This window comes from Planococcus sp. ISL-110 (assembly GCF_018613575.1).
Lineage (GTDB): Bacteria > Bacillota > Bacilli > Bacillales_A > Planococcaceae > Planococcus.
In genome coordinates, this window is sequence record NZ_JAGGPX010000014.1 from 1 (window position 1) to 26,437 (window position 26,437).

Genomic DNA, 26,437 nt, shown 5'->3' on the forward strand with positions numbered 1-26,437 from the left:
CTTGCAAGGTGCCATGGCGATTTTCACTGTGAACCTGAAACGAATTCTTCGATTACTGGATGAGCGCAGGCAAGCTGCGGAACAATAAAGGTGATAAAAAAGAGTCAGAAGGCAGGGAAATCCTGCCTTCTGACTCTTTTTTTAGTCTCCGCTGATTTAAAGGGAGGGTTTTTCAGTGGCCTCGCAAATGCGGATGGCGTTTTTTGATTTGATTAAAATAAAAGATGTGCGACACCGACAACAATCGGCAAAGCGATGATAGTACGAAGCAGGAAAATAATGATCAGGTCAAAAATGTTAACAGGGATCTTAGACCCGAGCAATAGTCCACCGACTTCGGACATATAGATCAATTGTGTTACGGACATGGTAGCGACGACAAAGCGTGTCATCTCAGACTCGATTCCTGCGCCAAGGATAGCCGGCAGGAACATGTCAGCGAAACCAACGACCATTAATTGGGCAGCTTCAGCTGCTTCTGGAACGCCAAGCAATCTTAAGTACGGTTCAAATGGCAAGCCGAGTATGGTGAACACAGAAGTGTACTCAGCCAAAATCAAGGCAACAGTACCAAACGCCATAACTACCGGTGCTACACCGATCCACATATCCAGTACGTTTTTGAAGCCGTCTTTGAAGAATTTACTGACAGAGCGATTATCTTCGGCCTTAGTTAACGCGTTTTCAATGCCGTGGGTAGCGACATTATAGCCTTTTGGAACATCCTCTGTCTGAGATTCCTGAGGTGAACCATCCATGAAAGTGGTTGGTTTTTTCGATAGCGGATAAATGCGCGGCATGATGAGTGCAAGGATAATGCCGGCAAAGATTACAGTAGCATAGTAGGGCAGGAAGTAGTTGCCAAGACCGATTTCCTGAATGACAACAATAGCGAAAGTGATGGAAACCACTGAAAAGGTGGTTCCGATAATAGCTGCTTCACGCTGCGTGTATTTATTCGCCTCGTATTGTTTGCTTGTCAATAAGACCCCGATGGTGCCGTCTCCAACCCATGAGGCCAAAGCGTCAATGGATGAACGGCCAGGCAAACGAAACAACGGACGCATGATTTTCACCATCATGGTTCCGAAAAATTCCAATAAGCCAAAATTCATCAAGAGTGGAAGGAAAAGTCCAGCAAACAAGAAGATTGTGAAAAGGAAAGACAGTAAACCGTCTCCAGCGAGGAGCAGTCCACCGGTATTTTCATTCCAGATCGGCTCAGGGCCGACTTGGAACAAGACCATGATTGCGAAAACTGCGCCAAGAATCCGGACGATGGTCCAGAAGAGATTGACATTGAAGAGCTTGTCGATAAATGAAACATATTCTGTTTCGTTGACTTTTTTCGTGATGAAAAGCAATGAACCCAAAGCGGCCACAATTAAAATGCCCATCATAATCCACGGTACGATAGATTCAATGGATCCGGCCAAGAGGTTGGCAAGAACTGCAATGGTTACCATCCAGCCATCTTCAGTTGGAATTGGCACTAGGAACAGCAGGATTCCCAATAAAGAAGGAATCAAGAACAATAACCAAGTTGAAGCAGAAAACTTTTTCATAAATAATTCCCCCTTTTCTTCGTGTATGAATACACATGATACTAACTGATTATACAGCGGTTTTCCCCTATGAAAACGCTTTATAGCCAATGTTTATATTATCTGAAAACGTCCATAAAAAATACCCCCAACTTAGAAAAAAGTTGAGGGAGAGTTTTAAAAGGATTTTTCGAAATCTTCGTTCCAACGGTAATTGTAGAAACGTTCTTTTGTCAGCCAGTTTTCCGTTTCTGTATCGCCCTGCTGCAGCTTGTGTTCCATTTCTTCAAGCATCCAGGCAGTTTGAGAGATATGGGCTTTCATGGAATTCATTTTTTGGTCGCGGACCTCCCTAATATCGTAAACGACATCAGGCTGTCCGAGCATCTCCAAGGTGTTGTTCGCAAAAGCGACGCAATGAAGTGTCGGACGATCTTTCATCCGGCGGACAGCGCGGACTACTGCACGGGCAGTCGCTTCATGGTCTGGATGGACAGCGAAATCCGGATAGAAGGTGACGATCTTCGAAGGATTCAGCTCTTCGATCAAATCGGTCATCAGTCCGACCATCTTCTCGTCGTCTTCAAATTCGATGGTTTTGTCACGCAGCCCCATCATCCGAAGGTCGGTCAGCCCCATTGCATCAGCAGAAGCCTGAAGTTCCTTTTTGCGGATCACCGGCAGTGATTCTCTTGTGGCAAATGGCGGGTTGCCCAGATTACGGCCCATTTCGCCAAGTGTCAGACAAGCATATGTAACTGGGTTGCCTTGCTTGATATGTGTGGTGATCGTTCCAGAAACCCCAAACGCTTCATCGTCGGGGTGAGGGAAGACGACCAGCACATGGCGTTCTTGTGGAATTGTCATAGTGAGTCCCTCCCTTAATAACTGAACGGTGTTTCGCTGATCTGCAGCGCCACCGCCAATTTTCCAGTGCCGTCGTGTCCTGCAAGCAGCAGCCGGCCCTGATCGTCCAATTCGTAATGGGTGATGCCTTGTGCATAAACCCAGCCGTGCGGCAGCTTCAGTCCGACACGATGTGGGCTGTCGCCAACCACTTTTCCAAGTTCATAATTGATGACAACGTTACGGATAAAAGCGCCGGCGTTGAAAAAGCCTTCGTTAAAATGTGTCGCATACGAGCCGTTTGTCGTTTCCAAATGAAGGTAGACATCTCTGCCTGCGAATGCGTCCAGCTCAACCTGCAGTTTTTTTACTTCAACTAGTTCCATGATGTTCCTCCTATAGAATCGGTATTCTAACAGTATAGGGAATTATGCGAGAGAATGCGATTAGGTTGCTTTGGGAGGGAGGTGATCTCTTACCAATTGACACAAAAAAGGCCGCCGCAGAAAGCCATTTTCATGACTTTTCGCGACAGCTTCTTTGGATGCATTTTACAATTCAGTTACTTCAACTTCTGATTTGGTGAATTTCGATGCGGCACCGTGCATAACCGGTCCAACATACTCATTCAGCTTCCAGCCGTGCTGGATCGCTGTTGCCACAAAAATCTTGGCGTTGAGTACAGCGTCTTTGACCGATTGGCCGTTTGCCAGGTTGGCCGTAATCGCAGCTGCGAATGTGCAGCCTGCGCCATGATTGTAAGTGGTATCGGTTTTCTCGGATGTCAGCAAATAATGCGTTTTGCCGTCGTACAGCAAGTCGGCTGCTTTTTCGTGCTTGAGCTGCTTGCCGCCTTTGACAACAACAAATTCAGCGCCGTGTGCATGGATTTTTTCAGCAGCCCGCTGCATGTCTTCAACCGTCTGCAAAGTGCCTTGTCCTGATAATTGGCCCGCTTCCACAAGGTTTGGTGTCACGACTTTAGCGTTCGGCAATAAATACTTGATCATGGCATCGACGTTTTCAGGGAACAAGACTTCGTTTTCGCCTTTGCACGCCATTACCGGATCGATGACCACGTCTTTGATTCCGGACTCGGCAATTGCTTTGCCAGCCATTTCAATGATGTCGACAGTCGGCAGCATGCCAGTTTTCAAAGCATCAATGCCAGTGGAGAACGCTGTCGTTAATTGTGCATCGAGCGTATCCAGCGCGATGGGGTGAATGCCGTGGCTCCAGCCATTTTCAGGATCCATGGTTACGATGACCGTCAATGCGTTCATGCCGTAAGTGCCATGCTCCTGGAAAGTTTTTAGGTCTGCCTGTATGCCTGCTCCGCCGGAAGTGTCTGATCCAGCGATTGTTAAGGTTTTTTTAAGTGTCATTGATGTATCTCCTTTGGGTGGATTATGTCATTGTTCCCATTTTAACAAAAACTCGAACATTTACAACGGATTGTGCTTATTCGGCGCAATCAGCAGAACGGTCGTCGCGACGCAGATAAGCAGAAATATGGTGGTGAAAATCCCCATTAACAGAAAGCCGCTTTTGAAAAGACCAATCGCAATAAGTAATGTTAGAATAGAAACAACAGCTACAATTAGGCCAAGACAGCCCAATCCAGCGCGCTTTGCGCTTTCTGGAGCGCTTGTGCCTTTAGTTTTTGAAACACTGGTGATTTTTTCGCGCCAATCGGCCATCCTGATCGCTCCTTTAGGCAATCGTACCATGAAGCCAGGATGAATAGAATATATGAAAGTAGGGATTTCCTTGGCAAAAGATCCAAAATTGACGGAGATCGAACGTTTACTGGAGGAAATGAAAGAGCAGGGGAATACGAAAGAATCCGGCTTTTGGAGGAGCACCAAGTTGATGATGAGCGTCTGGCGCAATACTTTTCTGGTGCTGATTGCGGTTTTGTTGCTGTTGCTTGTGGCTTTGCCATTGGGCGCTTTTTGGATGATCCAAGGCAATACATTCACGGAAAGCAAAGGCGCTTTTTTAGAAAGGGTTCAGGATTTGAACGAACTGTCCACAGCGGAAGCTTTTTCGAAAGTCATCATCGAACGCGAAGACAATGCGGTATTTGGCCAGGAAATCGGCCTTGATCTGCCCGGCACAAAACGGCAATTGCTGGTCGTCATTCCAGGATCGGTCCGTGCTGGCATCGATTTCTCCAAAGTATCTGAGGACGACATCGTCCTCGATGAAGAAGCCAGAACGGCAACGCTGACCTTGCCGCCGGCAGAATTTCTCGGAGGGCCGGAATTGTTCATGGACCAAGTGGAGGTTTATTCGTATGAAGGGCTGTTCCGCAGCGGGGCTGATATTTCTGAAGCCTATGAACTGGCGGAAGAGGCCAAAAAATTGATGCTTGAGGAAACGGCAGGCCAAGGAGTGCTGCAGACGGCAGAAACTAATGCGGCACGTTCGGTTCAGGAGATGTTCGGCCTGGTCGATTATGATGTCACAGTGGAGTTCGAGGAGTGATGATATGAAGAAACAGATTTTCCACAACGATTGGCAGGATGTTATAGGCGAAGAGTTCGACAAGCCGTATTATGTAGAGCTGCGCGAGTTTCTAAAAGAAGAATACGCGGCGAAAACCATCTATCCCGCAATGGAAAACATCTGGTCGGCTTTTGAGCATACCGCCTATCAGGATGTTAAAGTCGTGATTCTGGGGCAGGACCCGTATCACGGACCAAACCAGGCGCATGGGTTAAGCTTCTCCGTTCAGCCGGGAGTGCCGCATCCGCCAAGCCTGCGCAATATGTTCAAAGAATTGAAGGAAGACATTGGTTGTGATAAACCGGCAGATGGCACGTTGACGAAATGGGCCGGCCAGGGCGTGCTGATGATGAACACCGTCTTGACGGTAAGAGCGGGTGAAGCACATTCACATCGCAATAGGGGATGGGAGACGTTTACCGATAAAGTAATCCAGAAACTGTCCGAGCGCGAGGAGCCGATCATTTTTATTTTATGGGGCAAGCCCGCCCAAACGAAAAAAAGGCTCATCGACCTCGACAAGCATGACGTGCTTGAAGCTCCTCATCCGAGCCCGCTCAGTGCGGGCCGCGGATTTTTCGGCAGCCGGCCGTATTCAAAAGTGAACAGTCTGTTACAAAGCCGAGGGCAGAAGCCCATCGATTTCTGTTTGGACTGACCGGCGATAGATTGCCGTGGTAAACTGGAATTAATTCAAAACGGAGAGGGGGCTGTTACATGGCCATCGATACCATGCGTATTTTAACCGAAATCGACAAGCACACGACGCGTGCGAGGAGTGGCGACCCTGCCAAGGTGCGTGACTCTGTCGCGGCAATCCGCGCCTTATGCGATTTGCTGCTTGAGGATGACCAACCGGCAATCGACAAGCAAGCACCGCGTGCTATGCCGCTTGCTTCCCCTCAGCCGCAGACGCAGCCAGTAACTGCTGTTAACAAGCTGAAAGAAGAAGATGCAAATGGCGATTCGCTGTTTGAATTTTAAAAGGAAAGAGGAAGCCGAATTATGAAGTTTTTCTTAATTGCCGGAGCGGTTAACGCTCTCCTGTCTGTCGCATTTGGGGCGTTCGGGGCACATCTATTGGAAGGCCGCGTTGCGGACAAGTATTTGGAGACATGGCAAACCGCCGTTCAATATCAGATGTTCCATGCAGTCGGCTTGATGGTCATCGCCATTCTGATGAGTTCGTCTCTTCTTGGAAATCTGGGATCGTTGAACTGGGCAGGTTATTTGATGCTTGCCGGGATCGTCATTTTCTCGGGAAGCTTATACGTCCTGAGTTTAACAGGCATCAGCGTTCTCGGTGCCATCACGCCAATCGGCGGCGTTGCATTTATCGCCGCCTGGGTAATGGTCATCATAGCTGCAGTGAAAGCATTATAATAATAGGAGAGAGGGCAGTCCGTTTTACGCGGATTGCCCTCTTTTTTTGGTTGCGGAAAGTAAATTGGGCGATTTGGAAAGTAATTCTCCTGATTTGGAAAGTATTTGTGCGGAAACGGAAAGTATTTTATTTGAAACAGAAAGTATATCCAAATAACTGGGAAATTTCAGCTGAAAACCGGCGTCGATTCTTCAGCGAGGTGAGGTTCGAGACCTTTGAGGTGCGCTCCCCATAGAAATCAAACAAAAAAGCCGCCCAAAAGGCGGCTTCCAGCATGACATTTATTAAACTTCCAGAAACTTAACGGTTCTTTCGGCATCCAGGCGTGTGCCCACGTAGAATGAACCGAATTCTGCATAACGCGCGCTGACTTCATCAAAGCGCATTTCGTAGATCAATTTCTTGAATTGAAGAACGTCGTCTGCGAACAAAGTGACGCCCCATTCATAGTCGTCAAAGCCGACAGATCCAGAAATGATCTGTTTGACTTTGCCGGCGTAGCTGCGGCCGATCTTGCCGTGGGACAGCATCAACTCTTTGCGTTTGTCCATCGGAAGCATGTACCAGTTGTCGTTGCCTTCGCGGCGTTTGTCCATCGGATAGAAGCAGATGTACTGTGAACGCTGAAGCTCAGGGTACAAGCGCGAACGGATATGCGGGTTTTGGTAAGGATCTTCATCGGATTGTCCAGCCAGGTAGTTGGAAAGCTCGACCACTGAAACATACGAATAAGTAGGAACCGTATAAGCGATCAATGTCAGCTTATTGTATTCCGTTTCAAGTTCATTCAACTCGTCCATAGTTTCACGCAGCATCATCAGCATCAAGTCGGCTTTTTGGCCAACAATTGAATACAAAGCATGTGCGCCGGTTTTATTTTCATCGGCTTGGTTCACTTTTTCCATAAATGCCTGGAATTCATCGATCGCGAATTGGCGTTCTTCTTCCGTCAGCATTTTCCACGTTACCCAGTCCATTGAACGGAAATCGTGAAGGACGTACCAGCCGTCTAATGTAATTGCTGCTTCATTCATTGCTCAAACACTCCTTTTAATGTAAATCTCTCACCACCCAGTTTATCACAACGCCCCTCCAACTGCCTTGAAAACTAATGGGTGTCACCAATTTGACATGACACACACGGGTTTTCAGGAGATGCCGAAAAGGGTAAACTGAAGACAAGGAATTGCAGGAAGAGGAGAAATGGGCATGCCGTTATTTTTTGAAGAAATATCCTGGCGTTTCTGGGACCAGTCCCTGAGCGCCAAAAACCGTTCCGCGCTTGAGTCATTTGCAGCGGACGATACTTTATGCGAATTGGTGGGATCCGGAAAAAGCGCACCCACCGTCCGCACTTGGGTGCATGATGACACCGTTGTTCTAGGCATCCAGGATCACCGGCTGCCATATATCGATGAGGGCATGGACACGCTGAGAGCACATGGTTTTGCGCCGATTGTCCGAAATTCAGGCGGATTGGCAGTTGTACTGGACGCTGGTGTCTTGAATATTTCACTGGTGCTGTCGGAAAAGGACAGCGCCATCGACATTTCGGCAGGCTATGACGTGATGCTCGATTTGGTGCGGGAGCTGTTTCCGGAAGCAGTTATCGAAGCATACGAAATCGTCGGCTCTTATTGCCCGGGATCTTATGATCTGAGCATTGGCGGCCGGAAATTCGCCGGCATCTCGCAGCGCCGGATTCGCCGCGGCATTGCGGTCCAGGTTTATTTATGCGTCGAAGGAAGCGGTTCGGAACGTGCGGAAGTCATTCGTGATTTTTACAAAGCCGGACTGCAAGGGGAAGAAACTAAATTCACTTATCCGGAAATAAAGCCGGAAACGATGGCGTCGCTCAGCGAGCTGCTGGAAAGGCAGATTACTGTCCAGGAAGTGGTGCTGGATCTCCATGCCATGATGGGCACGCCGGCACCGATGCCGTTGCAGCCGGGCGAAACGGAATTGTACGGATTTTATCTGGAGCGGGTGGTTGAACGCAACCGCAAAATGCTGGGACGCCCTCTTGAATAGAAGAGCGGCGCTGGTGTAGAATAGCTGTTACATGAAAATTCTGGAGGTGCGCGAGTGAGCTACGCAACACAAAAATTAGCTGAGGAAAAAGTTTTCAAAGATCCGGTTCACCGGTATATCCATGTGCGCGACCAAGTGATTTGGGATTTGATCAATTCGCGTGAAGTTCAGCGTTTGCGCAGAATCAAGCAATTGGGCACCTCATATTTAGTCTTCCACGGCGCGGAACACAGCCGTTTTAACCACTCGCTTGGCGTTTACGAAATCGTCCGCAGAATTTCAGATGATATTTTCCATGGCCGTCCGGAATGGGATGAAAGCGAGCGCCTCGTCGTTTTGTGTGCAGCGCTTCTTCATGATTTGGGGCATGGCCCCTTTTCGCATTCATTCGAAAAAGTTTTTTCTGTCGATCATGAGGAATTCACGCGGGAAATTCTGCTGGGAAACACTGAGGTCAATGAAATCCTGTTGAAGGTGTCGGCAGATTTCCCGACAAAAGTGGCGGAAGTCATTGCTAAAACGTATTCGAATAAACAAGTCGTTTCGCTGATTTCCAGCCAGATCGATGCTGACCGCATGGATTACCTACAGCGTGATGCCTACTATACCGGGGTTTCCTACGGCCATTTTGACATGGAACGGATTCTCCGGGTCATGCGTCCGCTTGATGACCAGGTTGTCATCAAGTCGAGCGGCATGCATGCCGTCGAGGATTACATCATGAGCCGCTACCAGATGTACTGGCAGGTGTATTTCCACCCGGTTGCCCGAAGCGCCGAAGTGATTTTGCGCAAAATTCTCCAGCGTGCAAAAGAATTGAGCGAAAGCGGCTATAAATTCGCGCAGCCACCGACCCATTTTCTGTCATTTTTCGACCGCAGCTTTACGCTGAAAGAATATTTGGCACTAGATGAAGGCGTTTTAATGACCTATTTCCAATTATGGATGGATGAACGCGACCCGATTTTGTCGGACTTGTGTGACCGGTTCGTCAACCGGCGGCTGTTCCATTATGTTGATTTTGACCCGGGCAAAGATTATAAGAAGCTGGGCGAATTGGCACAATTGTTCCATTCTGCCGGCATTGACCCGGAGTATTATTTGATTGACGATTCAACCTCTGATCTGCCTTACGATTTTTACCGTCCGGGTGAGGAAGAAGAGCGTCTGCCTATCCATTTGCTGATGCCAAACGGCGACATCAAGGAATTATCGCGCTTGTCCCAGATTGTGGACGCCATCTCAGGCAAACGCAGAACCGATTATAAATTGTATTTTCCAGCTGAGTTGTTGATTGATGGCAAGAAAAAAGCCATCAAGCAGCAGATTTTGGAGATGCTTCGAGAAGGAGGGCTCTAGTTGCTCCAGGAACACGCAAAAATTGTGGACTTTATTGCCGCCGCGGAAGGTGTAACCGGCCGCAAGAAATTACAGAAAATGATTTATATAATGAAGAAGATGGATATGCCATTTCAGGAAAAATACGAGTTCCATATTTATGGTCCGTATTCTGAGGAATTGACTGCCCGTGTGGAGGAATTATGCGATATGGGGTTTTTGTCAGAAGCATTGGAAGACAAAGGCTCTTACGTTCAATATAAGTATAAGGTGACGGAAGAAGGCATGGAGTTCCGCAAGGTTTTGGAAAAATCCGTTTTGGAGAACCCCTTGACCGCGGAAAAGCTGAATGCCAAAAGCGGCCGATTCCTGGAATTGACCGCCACACTCCTGTACTTTGACAACTTGAACCGCCAGGAAACCATCGACAAGCTGCATGTGGTCAAAGGAAAGCTGAACTTCACGGCAGAGGAAATAGATGAGGCTTTTGCTTTTATTGAAGAATTGAGCGCATAGGAAAAGCGGGAATGAAAAAAAGCTCCTATAACAGGAGCATTTGAGGTTGAGCTTTTCTTAGTGGCTAGCTGCAATGGCCAACTCCTCGAGTCATAAGCCACACTAGCTGTGCGGCTGGAAAAACGCCGCTTCGCCAGTGCGTCTTATGCTTGTCGGAGGTCCGCAGGATGCGGATCACGTAAGCGTTGCGACAGGAAGTCGCGCTTTTAGCTTACGTTCCTTTAGCCGGCCATTTCCGCTTTTTTTACTGATCGCTAAAAAGTTTGCCTTTTGTGCCGTAATCGGTTTTCTTCATGTCTTCGATAAAGACGGTGACATTTTCGATGGGTGCTCCTGTTGTTTCAGAAACAGCTTCGGATACCTTTTCGACAAGTGCGCGTTTTTGGTCTTCTGTGCGGCCTTCGAGCATTTTTACAGTTACGTATGGCATAATGGGTACAGCTCCTTTTCTTGAGAATACTATCATCATAGCAGAACGGAGGATTCAGACAATGGCGAACGAAGAAAAACCAAAACAAAAAGTAGGCTTTACCATTATAAAAAATGATCCGACGGCTGGCCATAAAGGCTACGGCATCGGTTCTTTATCCTTGGAAAATGTCTCTCCGCTATTCATCGACGTGGAAGAGCAGGAAGCGTTCATTGATATCGGCGCCATGCACGCCCGCAGCGAAGTAGAGCGCGGCATCAAGTTCACCACCAACCGGGAAGATTCTGCGGGCGGCAAAGATTACTGGCTCGTGTGGATCACCATCGATTTCAATCCGGAAGGCCCATACTATGCAGGAGTTGCAGCGTGTGAAATGGTTGTCAACCGTGAAAAACGCCGTGGCTACAAAATTTTAGCCGACCATGTCAACCGCATGGATAAATCAATGAAGCGCAAAATTCTTGTCGACCACATGGATGAACCATCAAAACGGGTGCTCGCAGAATACTTGGATACCCATAATCCGGAAATGTGGCAGCGCAGTGCAGAACAGCTTCATCATGACCTTGGCCGCAAGTAAGAGAAATCCACTTGTACAATAAATGATGCAGCTGACAAAGCGGAATATCTATTAAAAATGCAGGTTTTTGAACAGAATGTGACATTTCAATTTGCGTCCAATGGATGGTTGAAGTTGTTTATAAAAGGCAGTACACTAGAACTATAGCTTTTCAATAGAAAGCTAGGACACCTGATAGCGAGCAAGTGCCGTGAGCCATTGCGATAAAGAGAAACTTCAATCGGTGGGGATTTATCCCCGCTGATTGTTAGTTGATCCAATCGGACTTTTACGGTCAGTGCTCTCACTTGCGTAAGTGGGAGTCTTACTGACCGTGAAAGCGCGATAAAACCCAAGCCCAATGCCTCATGTCTCTTTCTCCGCACCATCAGGCTTTAAAAAGGTTTTCTGTGAAGGGAAAAAGATTCCCTGTACAGAAAACCTTTTTATTTGGAGTGTAGCGGCACTTCCAGCGGGTAAAGAGGAAGAGGAAAAAAATATTGCACTTTTATTGAAAACACTTATACTTTTTTAAGTGGATTTTATTCAGATTGAAAGGGAGTTTGATTATAGATGGCAGGATTTTGGTATACAGAAAAACAAACAGAGAATTTTGGGATTACAATGAAAATCAACAAAACGCTTCACACGGAGCAAACGGATTTTCAATACTTGGAAATGGCGGAAACAGCGGAATGGGGCAATATGCTGTTCTTGGACGGCATGGTCATGACTTCTGAAAAAGACGAATTTGTCTATCATGAAATGGTTGCGCACGTTCCATTGTTCACGCACCCGAACCCGGAAAACGTATTGGTCGTTGGCGGGGGAGATGGCGGCGTTATCCGTGAGATCCTGAAACACCCGTCTGTCAAAAAAGCGACGCTTGTGGACATTGACGGCAAAGTGATCGAGTACTCGAAAAAATTCCTGCCAAGCATCGCGTCAGGCCTGGAAGATTCACGCGTGGAAGTGATCGTCGGAGACGGCTTTATGCACATTGCAGAATCTGCAAACGAGTTTGACGTCATCATGGTGGATTCAACTGAACCGGTCGGACCGGCAGTAAACCTATTCTCGAAAGGCTTCTACGCAGGCATTTCAAAAGCCTTGAAAGAAGACGGCATTTTTGTAGCGCAGTCTGATAACCCTTGGTTTAAAGCGGATTTGATCAAACAGGTGCAAAGCGACGTTAAAGAGATTTTCCCGATCACCAAGCTGTACTTGGCGAACATCCCGACGTATCCAAGCGGCCTGTGGGCATTCACGATCGGTTCGAAAAAATACAACCCGCTGGAAGTGCCGGCTGAACGTTTCCACGAAATCGACACGAAATACTATACACCTGAGCTGCATAACGCTGCTTTTGTCTTGCCGAAATTCGTGAAAGATCTGACAGGCGAATAACCGATGAGATTTGACGAGACTTACTCAGGAAAAGTATTCATTAAAAGCCATCCGAATTACGAAGAATCAAAAGCCGTTCTTTACGGCATGCCAATGGACTGGACGGTCAGCTACCGTCCGGGATCGCGTTTCGGCCCGAACAAAATCCGTGAAGTGTCCATCGGACTTGAAGAATACAGTCCATACCTTGACCGTGAACTCGGAGACGTGAAGTTTTTTGATGCGGGCGATATTCCATTGCCATTCGGCAATCCGGAAAAAAGCCTGATTGAAATCGAAACCTATGTCCACACGCTGTTGGCTGACAATAAAATCCCAATGGGCATGGGCGGCGAGCATTTGGTGTCCTTGCCGGTCATGAAAGCAGTCGCCAGCAAATACGACGATTTGGCGATCATCCATTTTGATGCACACACCGACCTTCGTGAAAACTATGAAGGCGAGGAATATTCCCATTCAACGCCGATCCGCAAAATTGCGGACCAGATCGGACCGAAGAATGTTTATTCATTCGGCATCCGCTCTGGGATGAAAGAAGAATTTGAATGGGCAAAAGAACAAGGCATGCATCTTTCGAAATTTGAAGTGCTTGAGCCGTTGAAAAAAGTGTTGCCGACTCTTGAAGGGCGCAATGTCTACGTGACAATCGATATGGATGTTCTGGATCCTGCACATGCACCGGGCACGGGCACAGTCGATGCAGGCGGCATCACGTCCCGCGAACTGCTAGCTTCAATCCATGCGATCGCAGCATCAGGCGTCAACGTTGTCGGTTTCGACCTTGTCGAACTTGCACCTGTCTACGACCATTCCGACCAAACCGCCAACACAGCCAGCAAGCTGATGCGCGAAATGATTTTAGGTTGGGTGAAATAAGAAAAGCGGAAACGGCCGTTCAGCTCCGACAGGCATAAGATGCACTGGCGAAGCGGCATGTTTTCAGCCGCACAGCCGGAGTGGCTTATGACCCGAGGAGCTGGCCGTTGGAGCTGGACAATAAGAAAAGCGGAAACGGCTGCTCAGGGCTTACGCCGAAATTTCTGTGTAGTTTTAACCAAAAATATATTGAATTAATAAACTTTCGTTGCCAACAACCCGTATTACCACGGCTAGTATGTTAGTGAAAAAGTACAAGCTCATATTTTATTAAGTAAATCTCTTAGCGCCGGCGCGTCCACGGGCTAGACGAAGCGATAAGACAGGTGCTCTTCCCTGGCTTATCGCGGGAGCCATGCCCAAAGCGACCGAAGCGATGTACGAATTGACAATTCTCATATTCAACCCATATAGTTTATCTTTTAAACCGGTCTGAGAAATCTTCAGATCGGTTTTTGGCATTTCAAAGAGCGTGCTCTGAATAGATTCTTTAGATTAAAAGCGATAAGATAAAATGGACGAACTAGTGGAAGAGGTGCTGACAATGGAATTGTATAAATGGACGGGCCACCGCGACCAGGCGGTAACACTGATGGCAAACCTGGCTAACGCAAGGTTGATTTATCTGGTCAACGACGACGAAGCCGTGCTGCTCTATGAAACAGAGGGCGGCCCAGGCCTGCAGGAAGCGGAAGCCTATGAAGTGCTGAATGCGGTAGGGGATATCAACGACGGCTACTATGCAGTGTTCAACAATATTCCAGTGACAGAAGAAGGCCGTGAGCTGTTCGAGTCGCGCTTCCAGAACCGGGCGGGAATGGTTGAGAAAGAGCCTGGCTTTGCGGCGATCCGCGTGTTGCGTCCGATAGATTCGGATACCTATGCCATCCTGACTATTTGGAAAGACGAGCAATCGTTCAAGGATTGGCAGGAATCGCAGGCTTACGGCCACGCACACGCTAAGCGCGGCACAGCGGAAGGCATCGACAAACGTCCGAATATTTTTCCGCGCCCTTCTTTTGTGACGACCTATACAAGATGAACAAACACGCTTTACCACGAGCGACATGCAAAGACCACATGGATTTGGCCAAGGCCGAAACATGTGGTCTTTTGTTTAATCTGCAGTTCCTGCCAATCCTTCATTGAAAAAAACAGGCGAGTCAAGCTATAATATAAAGGTTATCAAAGGACGGGGAGGCGGAGAGCCATGCAAAAGACAGTGACAATCAAACTGACGACGACGATCCGCCAGCCGGATATGGAAGAGCAAGTGATGGTGCTGGAATCTTATGGAACGTTGACGGAAAAAAACAAGATGCGTTATCTGCAATATGCGGAGCAGCAGGACGAGCTTGAAATCCGGACGACAGTCAAACTTCAGGAAGATGAAGCAGTGATCATGAGAAGCGGCGGCCTGCAGATGCGGCTACCTTTTTTATTACATACAGAACAAACCGGCAATCTGACAAATGAACAGGGGTCATTCATGCTGACGACGAAAGCGCATGAGCTGTCGGTCAGCGATACGCGATTCATGGTTCGCTACGATCTCAAATTGGGCTTGGATCATGTCGGCGAGTACGAAATGGAAATACAGTTTATGGAGGCTAAATGATGAATGCAGTAGAAAAAGTTCAACATGCGATTAAAACAGCATTTGCGCAAGCGATTGAAAAAGCGGAATTGACGACCGAACCGGTTGAGGTCCGCCTGGAATCACCAAAAGACAAAGCGAACGGCGATTATGCTACGAATATCGCCATGCAATTGACGCGCTTGGCGAAAAAGCCGCCCCGCGCAATTGCGGAAGCGATCGTAGAGAACCTTGACAAAGATGCAGCGAACATCCAAACAGTTGAAATCGCCGGGCCTGGATTCATCAACATCACCATCAAAAAAGATTATTTGCTGGATGTCATCAAAACTGTGCTGGAGCAAGGCGCTGATTACGGCCGTTCAACAGCGGGCGGCGGCGAACGCGTCCAGGTGGAATTTGTATCAGCCAACCCGACAGGCGATCTGCATTTGGGCCATGCCCGCGGATCTTCAGTCGGCGATTCGCTGTGCAATGTATTGGACCTTGCAGGGTACGAAGTGTCTCGCGAATATTACATCAACGATGCCGGCAATCAAATCAACAATTTGGCATTGTCGATCGAAGCGCGTTATTTTGAATCGCTCGGCAAAGGCGACAGCATGCCGGAAAACGGCTACCGCGGGCAGGACATCAAAGATATCGCAGACGATCTGGTCAAAGAACATGGCGATAAATTCGTCAGTTTGACCCACGAAGAGCGCTTTGAAGCCTTCCGCCAGCACGGCTTGAAAGTCGAATTGGCCAAACTGCAGCAGGACTTGGAAGATTTTCGCGTGAAATTCGACGTCTGGTACCCGGAATCGTCTCTTTACAATAACGGCAAGATTGACGATGCCTTGGCTAAACTGCGCGCAAATGGCCATGTCTATGAAGAAGACGGTGCGACTTGGTTCCGTTCAACGACTTTCGGTGACGACAAGGACCGCGTCCTGATCAAGAACGACGGCACATACACATACTTAATGCCCGATGTCGCTTATCACGAAGATAAATTGCAGCGTGGATTCGACAAGCTCATCAATGTTTGGGGTGCCGATCACCATGGCTATATCCCGCGCATGAAAGCAGCAATCGAGGCACTCGGCTATGACCGCGATACGCTTGAGGTCAGCATCATCCAAATGGTGCAATTGTATAAAGACGGCGAAAAAATGAAGATGAGCAAACGTACCGGTAAAGCGGTGACGATGCGCGAACTGGTTGACTTGGTTGGCTTGGATGCAGTACGTTACTTTTTTGCTATGCGTTCAGGCGATTCTCATATGGACTTCGATCTGGATTTGGCTGTTTCACAATCCAATGAAAACCCGGTCTACTATTCGCAATACGCTCACGCTCGTATTTCTTCAATTCTGCGTCAGGCAGAAGAACAGGGCTTGACGGCTTCAGAAGACCATTTGGATTTATTGACAACTGAAAAGGAAATCGATGTCCTGAAGAAAATCGGGGATTTCCCGCAAGTGATTGCAGATGCGGCCAAGCAGCGCGCACCTCACCGAATCACTGCATACATCCATGAATTGGCATCTCATTTCCACAGCTTCTATAACGCCAATAAAGTATTGGACGCGTCCAATGTTGAATTGACAGGTGCCCGCCTGGCGTTGATTACGTCCGTGAAAACGACTTTAGCCAACGCATTGAAAACAGTCGGCGTCGCAGCTCCTGAAAAAATGTAAGAGACAAGCAATCATTTACGTGTATAATGAAGACAAGAAACAGAATATGATAACAATTCATAAAGGTGCTTATGTCTAAGAACATGAGTTAAAAGGGAAGCCGGTTCAACTCCGGCGCGGTCCCGCCACTGTATGTGTGAGGAATCTGCAAAATGCCACTGAAGCAATGCTTTGGGAAGGTGCAGAAACCGGCGATCACAAGCCAGGAGACCTGCCTCTATGAGAACACACCCAAACGCCTGCGAGGAAAGGCTGGATGCGCATGCTTTTTTATGTCGTCCTTTCAATCCCCCGCAGAGTGCTGCGGGGGATTTTTTGTTAAAAGTGATTTCTTATAGAGATTCAGAGGCTTCCTTAGCAAAAAAATAACTTTGTATTACCAAGATGACTTTTTAGAAGAAAGGCGAAAGGCGGCGACTCCTGCTGGAAAGCGGAGTGATGAGACCCCGCAGGAGCTTGCGACGAGGAGGCTCAGCGCTTCGCCCGCGGAAAGCGTCCGCCTGTAGCGATTTCTTCGGTCGTTCACTTGTTATAACCAGATAAACAGTAAAAATATCAAGGGGGATTTATTTATGAAGAAGATTTGGAAGTTTGGTGCAACAGCAGGATTGGCCGCAGTTTTAATGGCGGGTTGCGGAGAAACAGCAGCGCCTGAAGAAGAACAGGACGTCGAAACGCCAGCAGAACCGCCGACAGAAGTGGCGGACGTTGAATATCCAGTGACCTTGACGGATGCGGTCGGGGATGAGGTTGTCATTGAGGAAGAACCAGAAGCCATCGTCTCGATGATGCCGTCAAATACAGAAATCGCCTATGAATTAGGATTGGGTGACAAAATGGTTGGGGTTTCGGATTTTGATAATTATCCGGAAGAAGCCACAGAAGTCGAGAAAATCGGCGGCCAGGAATTCAATGTGGAAAAAATCATCAGCCTTCAGCCGGACCTTGTGCTCGCACATGAATCCGGACTGGGTGTTGGCGAGGCAGGACTGCAGCAATTGCGTGATGCGGGCCTTGATGTGTTCGTCGTCAATAATGCAGTCAGCTTTGAAGAAGTCTATGATTCCATCACAGTAATCGCGCAAGCGACAGGCGCCATGGAAGAGGCGGAAAGTATCGTTTCGGAAATGGAGTTCCAAGTGGCTGAAATCGAAGAACTGGCAAGTACGATCGAAGAGCCAAAAACTGTCTTCCTGGAAGTCGGCAGCCAGCCGGATATCTATACGACAGGAAGCGGAACGTTTATGGATGAAATGCTGACGCTCATCAATGCTGAAAATGTCGCAGGCGATATGGAAGGCTGGGTCAGCATGGATCCGGAAGCCATCGTTGCTGCTAATCCGGATGTCATCATTACAACAGAAGGCAGCTATGTCGAGGATGCCGTTGATCAAATCAAATCACGCAGCGGCTTTGCAGAAGTGACTGCTGTCAAAGAAGAGGCAGTCTACAACCTGGATTCGGATATGCTCACCCGTTCAGGCCCACGCTTGTCGGAAGGGCTGATGGAAATGGCGAAGGTTGTTTATCCTGACGTGTTCAATGAGTAAAAGTGTTCTGGCATACAGCGTCTCACTGCTGATTTTAGCAGGAGCCGTTTTGCTTGGTGTGACGGTCGGAACGGTATCGATATCACCGGTCGTGCTGTGGAATCCTTCGGCGGATGAGGCGGCAGCTAATATCTTATGGAATATCCGCATGCCGCGTGTCATTTTGGCAGGGCTTGTCGGTGCGGCGCTGGCGATTGCCGGTGCTGCGTTCCAAGGGCTTCTGAAAAATCCATTGGCCGATCCTTACACCCTGGGAGTGTCTTCCGGTGCCTCCGTCGGCGCTGTGATGACGCTCTTTTTTGGTATTTCCATCCCGTTTCTGGGGCCATTTACGTTGCCGGTCATGAGCATGATCGGCGCATTGCTGACGATGCTTGCCGTCATGAGCTTTGCCAAGCTGGTGGATCGTTCCATGAAAATGGAAACTGTTATTTTGACCGGAATCATCTTCAGCTCGTTTCTCGGTTCTATTATTTCCCTGATGATTGCGTTAACTGGCGAAGAGCTGCGCCAGATCATCGGCTGGCTGCTGGGCAGTGTGTCGATGCGCGGCTGGCCATATGTACGGATGGCCTTGCCGTTCGTATTGATCGGTTCGTTCGTCTTGTGGCTGAAAAGACGTGAATTGAACGCCATGCTGTTCGGCGAAGAACGTGCGCAGCATCTGGGAGTGGACGTCAAAAAAAGCAAAATGGCCATCTTGATCGGCGGTTCGGTATTGACGGGAGCAGCTGTGTCGGTTTCCGGCACGATCGGATTTGTCGGCTTAGTGGTTCCGCATATGACCCGTCTGCTTTGGGGATCGGACCATCGCCACGTTTTGCCTCTGTCGTTCATTAACGGAGCGGCACTGTTGATCGTCTGTGATTTGGTGTCACGAACCATCATTTCACCGACCGAATTGCCGATTGGCGTTATTACTGCATTTATCGGGGCGCCGGTATTTGCCTTCATCTTTTTCCGACAACGCAAAGGAGGGGCTTGACCATGCTTGAAATCAATGGACTAACAGGTGGCTACGGCGAAAAAAACATCGTCAAGGATGTGTCGTTCACTGTCAATAAAGGCTCTATTCTCGGTATTCTGGGGCCGAATGGCAGCGGCAAATCGACCTTGATGAAACTGATCAGTGGTGTGCTGCCAGCCTCAGCTGGAGAAGTTCAGATTGATGGCAAATCGATCGCTGATTTTCCGGCAAAAGAACTGGCCAGAAAAATGGCGGTATTGCCTCAATTGCACGCCCACGCTTTTGCCCATACGGTCCGCGAAACAGTATCGCTTGGCAGGTATCCACATCAGGACGGCTGGTTTTCTTCCTGGTCGGAAGAAGATGAGCATGCCGTCGTGGAAGCGATGCGTTTGATGGATATCAGCCATTATGAAAAAACTCAAATCGACCGGATGTCGGGTGGTGAACAACAGCGCGTCTTTGTGGCACAAGCTTTGGCGCAGGATGCAGGCATTCTGCTGCTGGATGAGCCAACCAACCACCTGGACATCAACCATCAAAAGGAATTGCTCGATACCATCAAAAAGCAGGCCATTGAAAAAGATTTGACGATTGTCTCCATTTTCCACGACATCAACCTGGCGTCCATGTATTGCGACCAGTTGCTGCTGCTGGATCAGGGTGGCGTTGTCCGGATCGGTGAACCACATGAAGTGGTTCGGGAGCATGATATCGAAATGGTCTACAACACGCGTGTCAGCAACCATCCGCATCCGGAATTGCCGAAACCGCAGATTACTTTATTGCCGGGAGTTGAACGGGAATCCTTCGTGACCCGTATCCGCGCCGAGGAGTTTCAGGTTTCAGAAGGAATGGTGCTGTACCAGAGCCCGATTCCATTGAAGACCGTTTCTTCAGCTGTGGTCAATGCAGGCTCGGGTTGGTTCCGCAATTTCATGAACCGTCACGTGGATGCTTTTTATAACATCAATGACAGCGTCAAGGAAATGTCAGAGTTTATTGAACAAAGCGGCCTCAAAACGACAGATACAGTGGGAATGATGACAGCGGTCCAAACCCAAGACGCCATCGTCAAAGAATACGAAGGTCCTTTCGGATCTGTGGTCATCGCTGTGACGGCAGGCGTTGGAAACGGTGTGGACGTCTCGAAAGCCGTTGAGCGCACGCTGCGCGTCGGCACCATCAATACATGGATCATGGTCAACGGCATTTTGTCGGACGAAGCCTTTATTCAGGCGATGATTACCGCGACCGAAGCCAAAACGAAAGCGCTTCACCAAGAGCAGGTCAAAGATCCATTAACCGGAACGATTGCCACCGGAACCTCCACCGACAGCTGTCTGGTAGCGGCAACGCAGCAGGGAGAACATCTGCCATACGCAGGTCCAATCACCGAACTTGGAAAACTGATCGGTGTCGGTGTTTTTGAGTGCACCGTTGAAGCGCTTAAAATGTATCAAATGGCGAAAGTAAGAAGCCTATGATTTCGCATCTCGCCGCAATTGCCATGGGCTTGGCCATCGACCGAATTGTTGGAGATCCGCCAAATTGGCCGCATCCGGTTCGCTGGATCGGCAGCGCAATCCGCAGGCTGACCAAACGTTGGAATTATGGGCCGAACGTTTTCCGAAATGGCTTTTTGCTGCTCGGGACCATGGCCCTTCTGGTGTTTCTGGTCGTTTACGCGATTGTCGCGCTGGCTTATTCAGTGAATATCTTCGCAGGAATTGCCGTTGAAGCCTTGCTGATCGCTTCAGGCCTCGCCCAGAAGAGCCTGAAGGATGCAGCGCTGGATGTTTACGAGCCGCTTGTGGATGGAAACATGGCACTGGCACGTGAAAAGCTGTCCTGGATCGTCGGCAGGGATACAGCGGATTTGGATGAAAGTAGAATCACAAGAGGTGTCGTCGAAACGGTTTCGGAAAACACCAGTGATGGAGTGACGGCGCCGTTGTTCTGGGCTTTCCTGCTCGGCGCGCCGGGGTTGTGGCTGTATAAAGCCGTCAATACGCTCGATTCGATGGTCGGCTACCGGAATGAAGAATTCGAGAAGTTTGGCTTTGCATCAGCAAAAGCGGACGATGTCCTGAACTTTATTCCGAGCCGCCTGACCGGTGTTCTGATTTTGCTGATGACGGAAAACAAGCGATCACTAACCTTGCGTCAGCGTTTTGCGGAATGGCTGCGGGATGCGCCAAAGCATCCGAGTCCGAACAGCGGTTGGCTTGAAGCGGCAACTGCCGTGCAATTGGGCGTAGAGCTCGGTGGGCTGAACCGTTACCGAGGAATCGAGTCGCATCGAGCACGTATGGGAACGCCGGTTTATCCGCTCGAAGCCCATCACATCAATGAAACCATCAGCCATATGCAAACGGTCACCATTGGCTTTTTCATTTTATTCGCTTTAGGAGGGATCTTGTTTGGAGTTGCCTAATCACGGAGCCAATCCGCTGCGTCTGTACAAACAGGCTGGAATCAGCCCACCACAACAGATTTTGGATTTTAGTGAAAACGTCCATCCATTTGGGCCACCAGCATTTCTGGCTGAACGATGGCCCGAAATGCTGGCATTAATCGCTTCTTATCCGGATCCGGACGGAGAACCGTTCCGCACCGCGGCTGCAGAATTTCACCATGTTGCGGTCAGCCAAGTGGCTGTCGGGAACGGTGCGGCTGAGGTATTTACCTGGCTGGCCAGAAGATACCGCAGCCAACAGGTGGTACTGGTCGAGCCAGCGTTTTCCGAATACCGCCAAACGCTGGAAGCGGAAAATGTCAGGATTCGAGAGATTCAACTGCAACCGGAAAGTGGCTGGCAATTGACGGACCAAAACGTTAGGGACGCAATTCGTGGGTATGCAGCGCTGTATATCTGCAACCCGCATAATCCCACCGGCGTTTTACTGGATACCGAAACACTGCAGAGAATGGCGCAGGCTTGCCTGGAACATGAGTGTGAACTCGTCATTGATGAAGCTTTTATCGATTTTATTGGTGAGGCAGCATCCTTTATGCCGCTTTTAGAAGAGTTTCCGAATGTCATCATTGTCCGTTCGATGACCAAAATGTACGCCATTCCTGGACTGCGCCTCGGCTATGTGGTGAGCCAAGCCGAAACGATTGGACAACTGAAACAGGGAGCAGCGCATTGGAACGTCAATGGCTTATCCGCCTCCATCGGCGCTGATCTTTTAAAAGAAACGGCTTACCGCAGTAAAATCATCCAAGCCGCATCGCAAGAACGCCAGAAAATGCAGCAGTTTTTGGAAGCGAATCACTGCCGGACAAGCGATTCTGCGGTCAATTTTCTGTCGTTTCAGCTGCCCGATCCGAATAGCTCCCGTGCATTTTTTACAGACCTTCTGAAAGACGGAATTGTCCTGAGGCATACCGAGTCGTTTCGGGGCATGGATGGCAAATGGTTCCGGGTCGGCATGAAGTCAACGGAAAATATGGAAAAACTCCGGGAGGCGATTACAGGATGGCTCGAGGCCAATTAATTTTTATCAGCGGCGGAGTCCGCAGCGGAAAAAGTGCTTATGCGGAATCGATTGTCTGCGCTGCTGGCAACAGCCGAAAAGTCTATTTGGCCAGTGGACAGGCCCGAGATGAAGAAATGAAAGAGCGCATTGAACGCCACCGGCAGGATCGCCAGGAAGATGGCTGGCATACAATTGAACAAGCCTATCGTATGGAGAGTGTATTAGGGGAGCTGCAGCCAAACGACCTGGTACTATGGGATTGTGTGACGACCTGGCTCGCCAATGAACTTTACGAAGGCTGGGAAACAGGTAAGATGTGCTCCGAAATACCGGGTTGCATGGAAGCGAAATGGCGCAGTTTGCAAAAAGCGATTTTTTGGATGCTGGAGACAGTGGAGTTATTGACGGTCGTCTCGAACGAAGTGCTGGACGACTTCGTGCGCGACGAACTTTATCAAAGCTGGCTCGGACGCATCCACATATGGCTCGTGCAGCAAGCCCATCAGGCCATCGAGATGGAAAACGGCCTGGCCTTCAGAAGGAAGTGAGAAAATGCGCGGAATAATGATTCAAGGTACGGCTTCAGATGTCGGAAAAAGCATGATCTGTACAGCTTTTTGCCGGATCTTTTCCGATCAGGGACTAGAAGTGGCGCCTTTTAAATCACAGAACATGTCGAATAATTCTTATGTAACAGTAAGGGGCGAAGAGATTGGCCGTGCGCAGGGCGTTCAGGCGGAAGCTGCGCGGACGTTGGCTACAGTCGACATGAATCCGATTCTGCTGAAGCCTGAAAGCGGCATGAAATCACAGGTGGTCCTATTCGGCAAAAAACTTGAAACGATGGACGGCATGGATTACCGGACCCAGTTTTATGAAAAAGGGTTGGCGGCAATAGATCAGGCATTGGCGAATTTGGCGCATGATTTTACCCATCTGGTGATTGAAGGAGCCGGCAGCCCGGCAGAAGTCAATTTGAATGACCGGGAACTGGTTAATATGGCTGTCGCAAAACGCGCGGATGTGCCGGTTATTTTGGTTGCCGATATTGAACGCGGCGGCGTGTTCGCATCGATTGTCGGAACGCTCGCCTTGATGCCGGAGCTGGAGCGGGTCAAAGGGTTGATCATCAATAAATTCCGAGGCGATGCCCGGCTTTTTGAAGATGGCGTCCGTTTTCTGGAATCCTATACCGGCATTCCGGTGCTCGGGGTCATTCCCCATCTGCCGAGCCACGAAATCGAGCAGGAAGATTCGCTTGGTATACAGGCCATACAGCGGATATCCAGAGTTAGAGATGCCATTGAACTGGTCATCTGCCGGCATCCCTTTCTATCGAATTTCACGGATGTCGAACCGTTTCTGAAAGAACCGGATGTAACCATACGCTGGGCAGAGACGGTGATTGACATCGGAAAGCCTGATATTCTTTTGCTGCCGGGCACGAAAAGCACCGTTGCGGATCTGCGTTATTGGAAGGAACAGGGTCTTGGAAGCAAACTCCAAGAGTTGAAGGAGAATGCTTGGATTGTCGGCTTATGCGGAGGATACCAGATGTTTGCTGAAACCTTATCGGATCCGGAAGGCCATGACGGCATCGCAGCCGAAAATGAAGCCGGATTTGGCTTGGTGCCGAACATGCATGTTAATTTTGAGAAACAAAAAATTGTCCAACGAACCAGTGGCACAGTGAAATTTTCGGATGGGGAAGTAAGTGTGAACGGCTACGAAATCCATCACGGCACAGTAACTGGATCCGATTATCCACTCATAGAAAGCGGAAGTTTTGGAGAAGGCTATTTCCATGAACAGCTTTTGGGTACACATCTGCACGGGTTTTTCCGTGATCCCCATTGCCGTGCTGCATTCCTGGCACCAATCCGAAAGCAAAAGAATTTGCCGGAACCATTGCCCGAAACAGTGGCCGATCCTTTTGACCGCTGGGCCAAGCATGTGAAAGAACACCTGGATTGGCAAAAAGTCGAACAGATCATGGAGGCGGACCAATGAACCGGCAATTGGGAACAGGATTTTTATTGGCGCTTCAATTTTTCTCGGTGATTCCCGTGAAAAAGCAATTGCCGATGGAAAAATCCCATATCACCGCTATGTATGCCATGCTGCCATTACTGGGCCTGCTGTTTGGCAGTGTGCTGGCAGGATCGGTATGGCTGCTGCGGGAAACGACTGACCTTAGTCCATTGCTGATCGGCTTTGCAGTCGTGGCCATCGGTATGGTGCTGAGCGGCGGCTTGCATATGGACGGACTGGCGGATGCGGCAGATGCTTATTTTTCCTATCAGGACCGGGAGAAACGTTTGGCTATCATGGGAGACCCGCGGATTGGGGCGTTCGGGACCATGGTGTTGCTGCTGGCGATTGTCGGGAAAATGATTATCATCGCCGAGTCTATTCAGGCTGTTTCGCTGGTGCTGATTTTCGTTGTTCCGGTGTTGTCGAGAATCGGTTTGTTGGCACTGTTCAGCTCGACGCCTTCAGCAAAGCAGGACGGACTGGCGGCATTTTTTCAGCAGTTGGCAGATCATCGGAAACTTCAGCTTACAGCTGTTTGCTTGATGGCGATCCTTTTGGCTGCGGTGGTTTGGAACACAACTGTCTGGACTGCACTGATTCTGCTGGCGCTGCTGCTCGTTTCATTTTGGCTTTACCGTGCTTGGTGTTTGCGGAATTTTCGCGGAGTGACCGGTGATCTGTTCGGTGCTTATGTGGAAGGAGTGGAGATTTTATTATGGATCAGTTTTTTGTTCTTCGTTTAATTCGGCACGCCCCCACACGAGGCAATCAACAAAAGCGCTATATCGGCTGGACCGATGAAGCAATTCTGCCGTTTGACGCAGAGCCGGACCTGCTGCTGAAAACTGTCGTGGGCAGCGATTTAAAGCGCTGCCGGCAGACGGCGGCTGTGCTGTTTCCGAATGCGGTCTACAGGGCAAATCGCGAATTGCGGGAATGTCATTTTGGGCAATGGGAAACGAAAACCTATGAAGAGCTGAAGGACATTGGGCTTTACCAAAGCTGGATAGACGATCCTTGGGGGATCAGGCCGCCTGGCGGTGAAAGCCTCGCTGACATGGCAGAGCGGGTCGAACGCGGCATACGGAAACTGCCGGACGATAGGGAAGTTACGTTGGTGCTCCACGGAGGGCCGATCCGCTACCTGATGGCAGAGGCCTTGGGTGAAAAGTTTCAAGATCAAATTGCGCTGCACGGCGGTTGCCACACCTTAACTTGGGAAAGCCGCCAAGCGTTTGAGGAGCGTGCATTATGCACATCGTTTTCGGTGGAGCCTTTAACGGCAAACGGCAATATGTGAAAGAGCAACTAGAAGACCAAGAAGTCGACTGGAATGAAGGCCAGCTGCCTGAACAAAAAGCTGCGGAAGCGCTGGTCGTCATCGGCGGTTTGGAGCATTGGGTGAGGCGGCAGCTCGAACAAGGGTTTTTGGAACAACAATTGATGGAACAAGTGAAAAAGGCCATTGATTGCGGACAAGCGCAGCAAACCTGGATTTTAACGGATCTGAATCGCGGCATCGTGCCGACCGAACGGATTGAGCGTGAAATGCGTGACGTTCTCGGCCGACTATATCAGTGTCTATTTGCCGAAGCCGGGAGCATTACACGGATTTGGTATGGCATTCCACAAAAGATCAAGTGAAAGTTGGATACATTGAACTAACAAACATTTATTGCA

At 49.1% G+C, this 26,437-nt stretch carries 30 protein-coding genes and 1 riboswitch; of the genes, 23 read left to right on the plus strand and 7 right to left on the minus strand.

The annotated features are described in order from the left end of the window. Positions 1–212 precede the first annotated feature (212 nt). The 5 genes from J7I83_RS09570 to J7I83_RS09590 all read right to left on the minus strand — a co-directional run bounded on the left by J7I83_RS09570 (position 213) and on the right by J7I83_RS09590 (position 4,090). Positions 213–1,565, minus strand: coding sequence for a YjiH family protein (locus J7I83_RS09570; RefSeq protein ID WP_215100483.1), 1,353 nt, complete (start codon positions 1,563–1,565; stop codon positions 213–215). A 156-nt stretch (positions 1,566–1,721) separates the two neighbouring features. Further along, the gene (gene bshB2, locus J7I83_RS09575) at positions 1,722–2,411 is read right to left on the minus strand and encodes a bacillithiol biosynthesis deacetylase BshB2 (protein WP_215100484.1); all 690 of its coding nucleotides are present in this window, start codon (positions 2,409–2,411) and stop codon (positions 1,722–1,724) included. 14 nt (positions 2,412–2,425) lie between these two features. Next, positions 2,426–2,776 (minus strand): YojF family protein, encoded by a 351-nt coding sequence (locus J7I83_RS09580; protein WP_142827081.1) that lies wholly within the window; start codon positions 2,774–2,776, stop codon positions 2,426–2,428. 165 nt (positions 2,777–2,941) lie between these two features. Next, positions 2,942–3,775: a pyridoxine/pyridoxal/pyridoxamine kinase gene (pdxK, locus tag J7I83_RS09585; protein WP_215100485.1), complete on the minus strand. Its 834-nt coding sequence runs from the start codon at positions 3,773–3,775 to the stop codon at positions 2,942–2,944. 60 nt (positions 3,776–3,835) lie between these two features. Continuing rightward, on the minus strand, positions 3,836–4,090 hold the full coding sequence (locus J7I83_RS09590; protein ID WP_215100486.1) for a hypothetical protein: 255 nt from the start codon (positions 4,088–4,090) through the stop codon (positions 3,836–3,838). Positions 4,091–4,160: 70 nt separating this feature from the next. On the opposite strand from J7I83_RS09590, the gene J7I83_RS09595 reads away from it, so the two are divergent. Genes J7I83_RS09595 through J7I83_RS09610 form a run of 4 tightly spaced genes read left to right on the plus strand, consistent with a single transcriptional unit; the run spans position 4,161 to position 6,284 of the window. Next, positions 4,161–4,880, plus strand: a complete 720-nt coding sequence (locus tag J7I83_RS09595) for a DUF4230 domain-containing protein (protein WP_215100578.1) — start codon at positions 4,161–4,163, stop codon at positions 4,878–4,880. A 4-nt stretch (positions 4,881–4,884) separates the two neighbouring features. After that, on the plus strand, positions 4,885–5,559 hold the full coding sequence (locus J7I83_RS09600) for a uracil-DNA glycosylase (RefSeq protein ID WP_215100487.1): 675 nt from the start codon (positions 4,885–4,887) through the stop codon (positions 5,557–5,559). A 59-nt stretch (positions 5,560–5,618) separates the two neighbouring features. Then, entirely contained in the window at positions 5,619–5,885 is a 267-nt protein-coding gene (locus J7I83_RS09605) for a YwdI family protein (RefSeq protein ID WP_215100488.1), read from the plus strand. A 21-nt stretch (positions 5,886–5,906) separates the two neighbouring features. Next, on the plus strand, positions 5,907–6,284 hold the full coding sequence (locus tag J7I83_RS09610; RefSeq protein ID WP_215100489.1) for a DUF423 domain-containing protein: 378 nt from the start codon (positions 5,907–5,909) through the stop codon (positions 6,282–6,284). A 285-nt stretch (positions 6,285–6,569) separates the two neighbouring features. On the opposite strand, the gene hemQ is transcribed toward J7I83_RS09610, so the two are convergent. Then, complete coding sequence (gene hemQ, locus J7I83_RS09615) at positions 6,570–7,319, minus strand: hydrogen peroxide-dependent heme synthase (RefSeq protein WP_215100490.1); 750 nt, start codon at positions 7,317–7,319, stop codon at positions 6,570–6,572. 175 nt (positions 7,320–7,494) lie between these two features. Here hemQ and lipL point away from each other — a divergent pair, with 175 nt between their 5' ends. Genes lipL through J7I83_RS09630 form a run of 3 tightly spaced genes read left to right on the plus strand, consistent with a single transcriptional unit; the run spans position 7,495 to position 10,170 of the window. Then, positions 7,495–8,316, plus strand: a complete 822-nt coding sequence (gene lipL, locus J7I83_RS09620) for an octanoyl-[GcvH]:protein N-octanoyltransferase (protein ID WP_215100491.1) — start codon at positions 7,495–7,497, stop codon at positions 8,314–8,316. 54 nt (positions 8,317–8,370) lie between these two features. After that, positions 8,371–9,675, plus strand: a complete 1,305-nt coding sequence (locus J7I83_RS09625) for an HD domain-containing protein (RefSeq protein ID WP_215100492.1) — start codon at positions 8,371–8,373, stop codon at positions 9,673–9,675. Continuing rightward, the gene (locus J7I83_RS09630; protein WP_215100493.1) at positions 9,676–10,170 is read left to right on the plus strand and encodes a YwgA family protein; all 495 of its coding nucleotides are present in this window, start codon (positions 9,676–9,678) and stop codon (positions 10,168–10,170) included. Positions 10,171–10,414: 244 nt separating this feature from the next. Here the strand turns inward: J7I83_RS09630 and J7I83_RS09635 are convergent, their stop codons facing one another. Continuing rightward, complete coding sequence (locus J7I83_RS09635) at positions 10,415–10,600, minus strand: 2-hydroxymuconate tautomerase (protein WP_038704761.1); 186 nt, start codon at positions 10,598–10,600, stop codon at positions 10,415–10,417. A 61-nt stretch (positions 10,601–10,661) separates the two neighbouring features. Here J7I83_RS09635 and J7I83_RS09640 point away from each other — a divergent pair, with 61 nt between their 5' ends. The 16 genes from J7I83_RS09640 to J7I83_RS09715 all read left to right on the plus strand — a co-directional run bounded on the left by J7I83_RS09640 (position 10,662) and on the right by J7I83_RS09715 (position 26,401). Then, on the plus strand, positions 10,662–11,180 hold the full coding sequence (locus J7I83_RS09640) for a YwhD family protein (RefSeq protein WP_215100494.1): 519 nt from the start codon (positions 10,662–10,664) through the stop codon (positions 11,178–11,180). Positions 11,181–11,732: 552 nt separating this feature from the next. Beyond that, positions 11,733–12,566, plus strand: a complete 834-nt coding sequence (gene speE, locus J7I83_RS09645) for a spermidine synthase (protein WP_215100495.1) — start codon at positions 11,733–11,735, stop codon at positions 12,564–12,566. 3 nt (positions 12,567–12,569) lie between these two features. Then, positions 12,570–13,442: an agmatinase gene (gene speB, locus J7I83_RS09650; protein WP_215100496.1), complete on the plus strand. Its 873-nt coding sequence runs from the start codon at positions 12,570–12,572 to the stop codon at positions 13,440–13,442. A gap of 544 nt (positions 13,443–13,986) precedes the next feature. After that, complete coding sequence (locus tag J7I83_RS09655) at positions 13,987–14,484, plus strand: antibiotic biosynthesis monooxygenase family protein (RefSeq protein WP_215100579.1); 498 nt, start codon at positions 13,987–13,989, stop codon at positions 14,482–14,484. A gap of 168 nt (positions 14,485–14,652) precedes the next feature. Next, the gene (locus J7I83_RS09660) at positions 14,653–15,060 is read left to right on the plus strand and encodes a YwiB family protein (protein WP_215100497.1); all 408 of its coding nucleotides are present in this window, start codon (positions 14,653–14,655) and stop codon (positions 15,058–15,060) included. Then, on the plus strand, positions 15,060–16,721 hold the full coding sequence (argS, locus tag J7I83_RS09665) for an arginine--tRNA ligase (protein ID WP_215100498.1): 1,662 nt from the start codon (positions 15,060–15,062) through the stop codon (positions 16,719–16,721). The genes J7I83_RS09660 and argS overlap by 1 nt, the downstream gene beginning before the upstream one ends. 46 nt (positions 16,722–16,767) lie before the next feature. Beyond that, positions 16,768–16,954: riboswitch (cobalamin riboswitch) on the plus strand. A gap of 339 nt (positions 16,955–17,293) precedes the next feature. Next, positions 17,294–18,271 (plus strand): ABC transporter substrate-binding protein, encoded by a 978-nt coding sequence (locus J7I83_RS09670; protein WP_215100499.1) that lies wholly within the window; start codon positions 17,294–17,296, stop codon positions 18,269–18,271. Further along, a complete protein-coding gene (locus J7I83_RS09675) occupies positions 18,264–19,256 on the plus strand; it encodes a FecCD family ABC transporter permease (protein ID WP_215100500.1) in 993 nt (330 codons plus the stop codon). The genes J7I83_RS09670 and J7I83_RS09675 overlap by 8 nt, the downstream gene beginning before the upstream one ends. Positions 19,257–19,258: 2 nt before the next feature. Beyond that, positions 19,259–20,725, plus strand: coding sequence for an adenosylcobinamide amidohydrolase (locus J7I83_RS09680; protein WP_215100501.1), 1,467 nt, complete (start codon positions 19,259–19,261; stop codon positions 20,723–20,725). Then, entirely contained in the window at positions 20,722–21,675 is a 954-nt protein-coding gene (gene cbiB, locus J7I83_RS09685) for an adenosylcobinamide-phosphate synthase CbiB (RefSeq protein WP_215100502.1), read from the plus strand. Before J7I83_RS09680 ends, cbiB begins: the two co-directional genes overlap by 4 nt. After that, positions 21,662–22,741: a threonine-phosphate decarboxylase CobD gene (cobD, locus tag J7I83_RS09690; RefSeq protein WP_215100503.1), complete on the plus strand. Its 1,080-nt coding sequence runs from the start codon at positions 21,662–21,664 to the stop codon at positions 22,739–22,741. Before cbiB ends, cobD begins: the two co-directional genes overlap by 14 nt. Next, the gene (locus J7I83_RS09695; RefSeq protein WP_215100504.1) at positions 22,723–23,271 is read left to right on the plus strand and encodes a bifunctional adenosylcobinamide kinase/adenosylcobinamide-phosphate guanylyltransferase; all 549 of its coding nucleotides are present in this window, start codon (positions 22,723–22,725) and stop codon (positions 23,269–23,271) included. Before cobD ends, J7I83_RS09695 begins: the two co-directional genes overlap by 19 nt. A gap of 4 nt (positions 23,272–23,275) precedes the next feature. Beyond that, entirely contained in the window at positions 23,276–24,733 is a 1,458-nt protein-coding gene (locus J7I83_RS09700) for a cobyric acid synthase (RefSeq protein ID WP_215100505.1), read from the plus strand. Continuing rightward, complete coding sequence (gene cobS, locus J7I83_RS09705; protein WP_215100506.1) at positions 24,730–25,500, plus strand: adenosylcobinamide-GDP ribazoletransferase; 771 nt, start codon at positions 24,730–24,732, stop codon at positions 25,498–25,500. The genes J7I83_RS09700 and cobS overlap by 4 nt, the downstream gene beginning before the upstream one ends. Then, positions 25,473–26,057, plus strand: a complete 585-nt coding sequence (locus J7I83_RS09710; protein ID WP_215100507.1) for a histidine phosphatase family protein — start codon at positions 25,473–25,475, stop codon at positions 26,055–26,057. Before cobS ends, J7I83_RS09710 begins: the two co-directional genes overlap by 28 nt. Then, a complete protein-coding gene (locus J7I83_RS09715; protein ID WP_215100508.1) occupies positions 26,009–26,401 on the plus strand; it encodes a bifunctional adenosylcobinamide kinase/adenosylcobinamide-phosphate guanylyltransferase in 393 nt (130 codons plus the stop codon). Before J7I83_RS09710 ends, J7I83_RS09715 begins: the two co-directional genes overlap by 49 nt. Positions 26,402–26,437: the final 36 nt, after the last annotated feature.

What these genes read in the sequence shown, in the direction of transcription:
- J7I83_RS09570 (WP_215100483.1), bottom strand. Translation starts at nt 1,565, where the DNA reads ATGAAAAAGTTTTCTGCTTCAACTTGGTTATTGTTCTTGATTCCTTCT.
- bshB2 (WP_215100484.1), bottom strand. Translation starts at nt 2,411, where the DNA reads ATGACAATTCCACAAGAACGCCATGTGCTGGTCGTCTTCCCTCACCCC.
- J7I83_RS09580 (WP_142827081.1), bottom strand. Translation starts at nt 2,776, where the DNA reads ATGGAACTAGTTGAAGTAAAAAAACTGCAGGTTGAGCTGGACGCATTC.
- pdxK (WP_215100485.1), bottom strand. Translation starts at nt 3,775, where the DNA reads ATGACACTTAAAAAAACCTTAACAATCGCTGGATCAGACACTTCCGGC.
- J7I83_RS09590 (WP_215100486.1), bottom strand. Translation starts at nt 4,090, where the DNA reads ATGGCCGATTGGCGCGAAAAAATCACCAGTGTTTCAAAAACTAAAGGC.
- J7I83_RS09600 (WP_215100487.1), top strand. Translation starts at nt 4,885, where the DNA reads ATGAAGAAACAGATTTTCCACAACGATTGGCAGGATGTTATAGGCGAA.
- J7I83_RS09605 (WP_215100488.1), top strand. Translation starts at nt 5,619, where the DNA reads ATGGCCATCGATACCATGCGTATTTTAACCGAAATCGACAAGCACACG.
- J7I83_RS09610 (WP_215100489.1), top strand. Translation starts at nt 5,907, where the DNA reads ATGAAGTTTTTCTTAATTGCCGGAGCGGTTAACGCTCTCCTGTCTGTC.
- hemQ (WP_215100490.1), bottom strand. Translation starts at nt 7,319, where the DNA reads ATGAATGAAGCAGCAATTACATTAGACGGCTGGTACGTCCTTCACGAT.
- lipL (WP_215100491.1), top strand. Translation starts at nt 7,495, where the DNA reads ATGCCGTTATTTTTTGAAGAAATATCCTGGCGTTTCTGGGACCAGTCC.
- J7I83_RS09635 (WP_038704761.1), bottom strand. Translation starts at nt 10,600, where the DNA reads ATGCCATACGTAACTGTAAAAATGCTCGAAGGCCGCACAGAAGACCAA.
- J7I83_RS09640 (WP_215100494.1), top strand. Translation starts at nt 10,662, where the DNA reads ATGGCGAACGAAGAAAAACCAAAACAAAAAGTAGGCTTTACCATTATA.
- speE (WP_215100495.1), top strand. Translation starts at nt 11,733, where the DNA reads ATGGCAGGATTTTGGTATACAGAAAAACAAACAGAGAATTTTGGGATT.
- speB (WP_215100496.1), top strand. Translation starts at nt 12,570, where the DNA reads ATGAGATTTGACGAGACTTACTCAGGAAAAGTATTCATTAAAAGCCAT.
- J7I83_RS09655 (WP_215100579.1), top strand. Translation starts at nt 13,987, where the DNA reads ATGGAATTGTATAAATGGACGGGCCACCGCGACCAGGCGGTAACACTG.
- J7I83_RS09660 (WP_215100497.1), top strand. Translation starts at nt 14,653, where the DNA reads ATGCAAAAGACAGTGACAATCAAACTGACGACGACGATCCGCCAGCCG.
- argS (WP_215100498.1), top strand. Translation starts at nt 15,060, where the DNA reads ATGAATGCAGTAGAAAAAGTTCAACATGCGATTAAAACAGCATTTGCG.
- J7I83_RS09670 (WP_215100499.1), top strand. Translation starts at nt 17,294, where the DNA reads ATGAAGAAGATTTGGAAGTTTGGTGCAACAGCAGGATTGGCCGCAGTT.
- J7I83_RS09675 (WP_215100500.1), top strand. Translation starts at nt 18,264, where the DNA reads ATGAGTAAAAGTGTTCTGGCATACAGCGTCTCACTGCTGATTTTAGCA.
- J7I83_RS09680 (WP_215100501.1), top strand. Translation starts at nt 19,259, where the DNA reads ATGCTTGAAATCAATGGACTAACAGGTGGCTACGGCGAAAAAAACATC.
- cbiB (WP_215100502.1), top strand. Translation starts at nt 20,722, where the DNA reads ATGATTTCGCATCTCGCCGCAATTGCCATGGGCTTGGCCATCGACCGA.
- J7I83_RS09695 (WP_215100504.1), top strand. Translation starts at nt 22,723, where the DNA reads ATGGCTCGAGGCCAATTAATTTTTATCAGCGGCGGAGTCCGCAGCGGA.
- J7I83_RS09700 (WP_215100505.1), top strand. Translation starts at nt 23,276, where the DNA reads ATGCGCGGAATAATGATTCAAGGTACGGCTTCAGATGTCGGAAAAAGC.
- cobS (WP_215100506.1), top strand. Translation starts at nt 24,730, where the DNA reads ATGAACCGGCAATTGGGAACAGGATTTTTATTGGCGCTTCAATTTTTC.
- J7I83_RS09710 (WP_215100507.1), top strand. Translation starts at nt 25,473, where the DNA reads ATGGATCAGTTTTTTGTTCTTCGTTTAATTCGGCACGCCCCCACACGA.
- J7I83_RS09715 (WP_215100508.1), top strand. Translation starts at nt 26,009, where the DNA reads ATGCACATCGTTTTCGGTGGAGCCTTTAACGGCAAACGGCAATATGTG.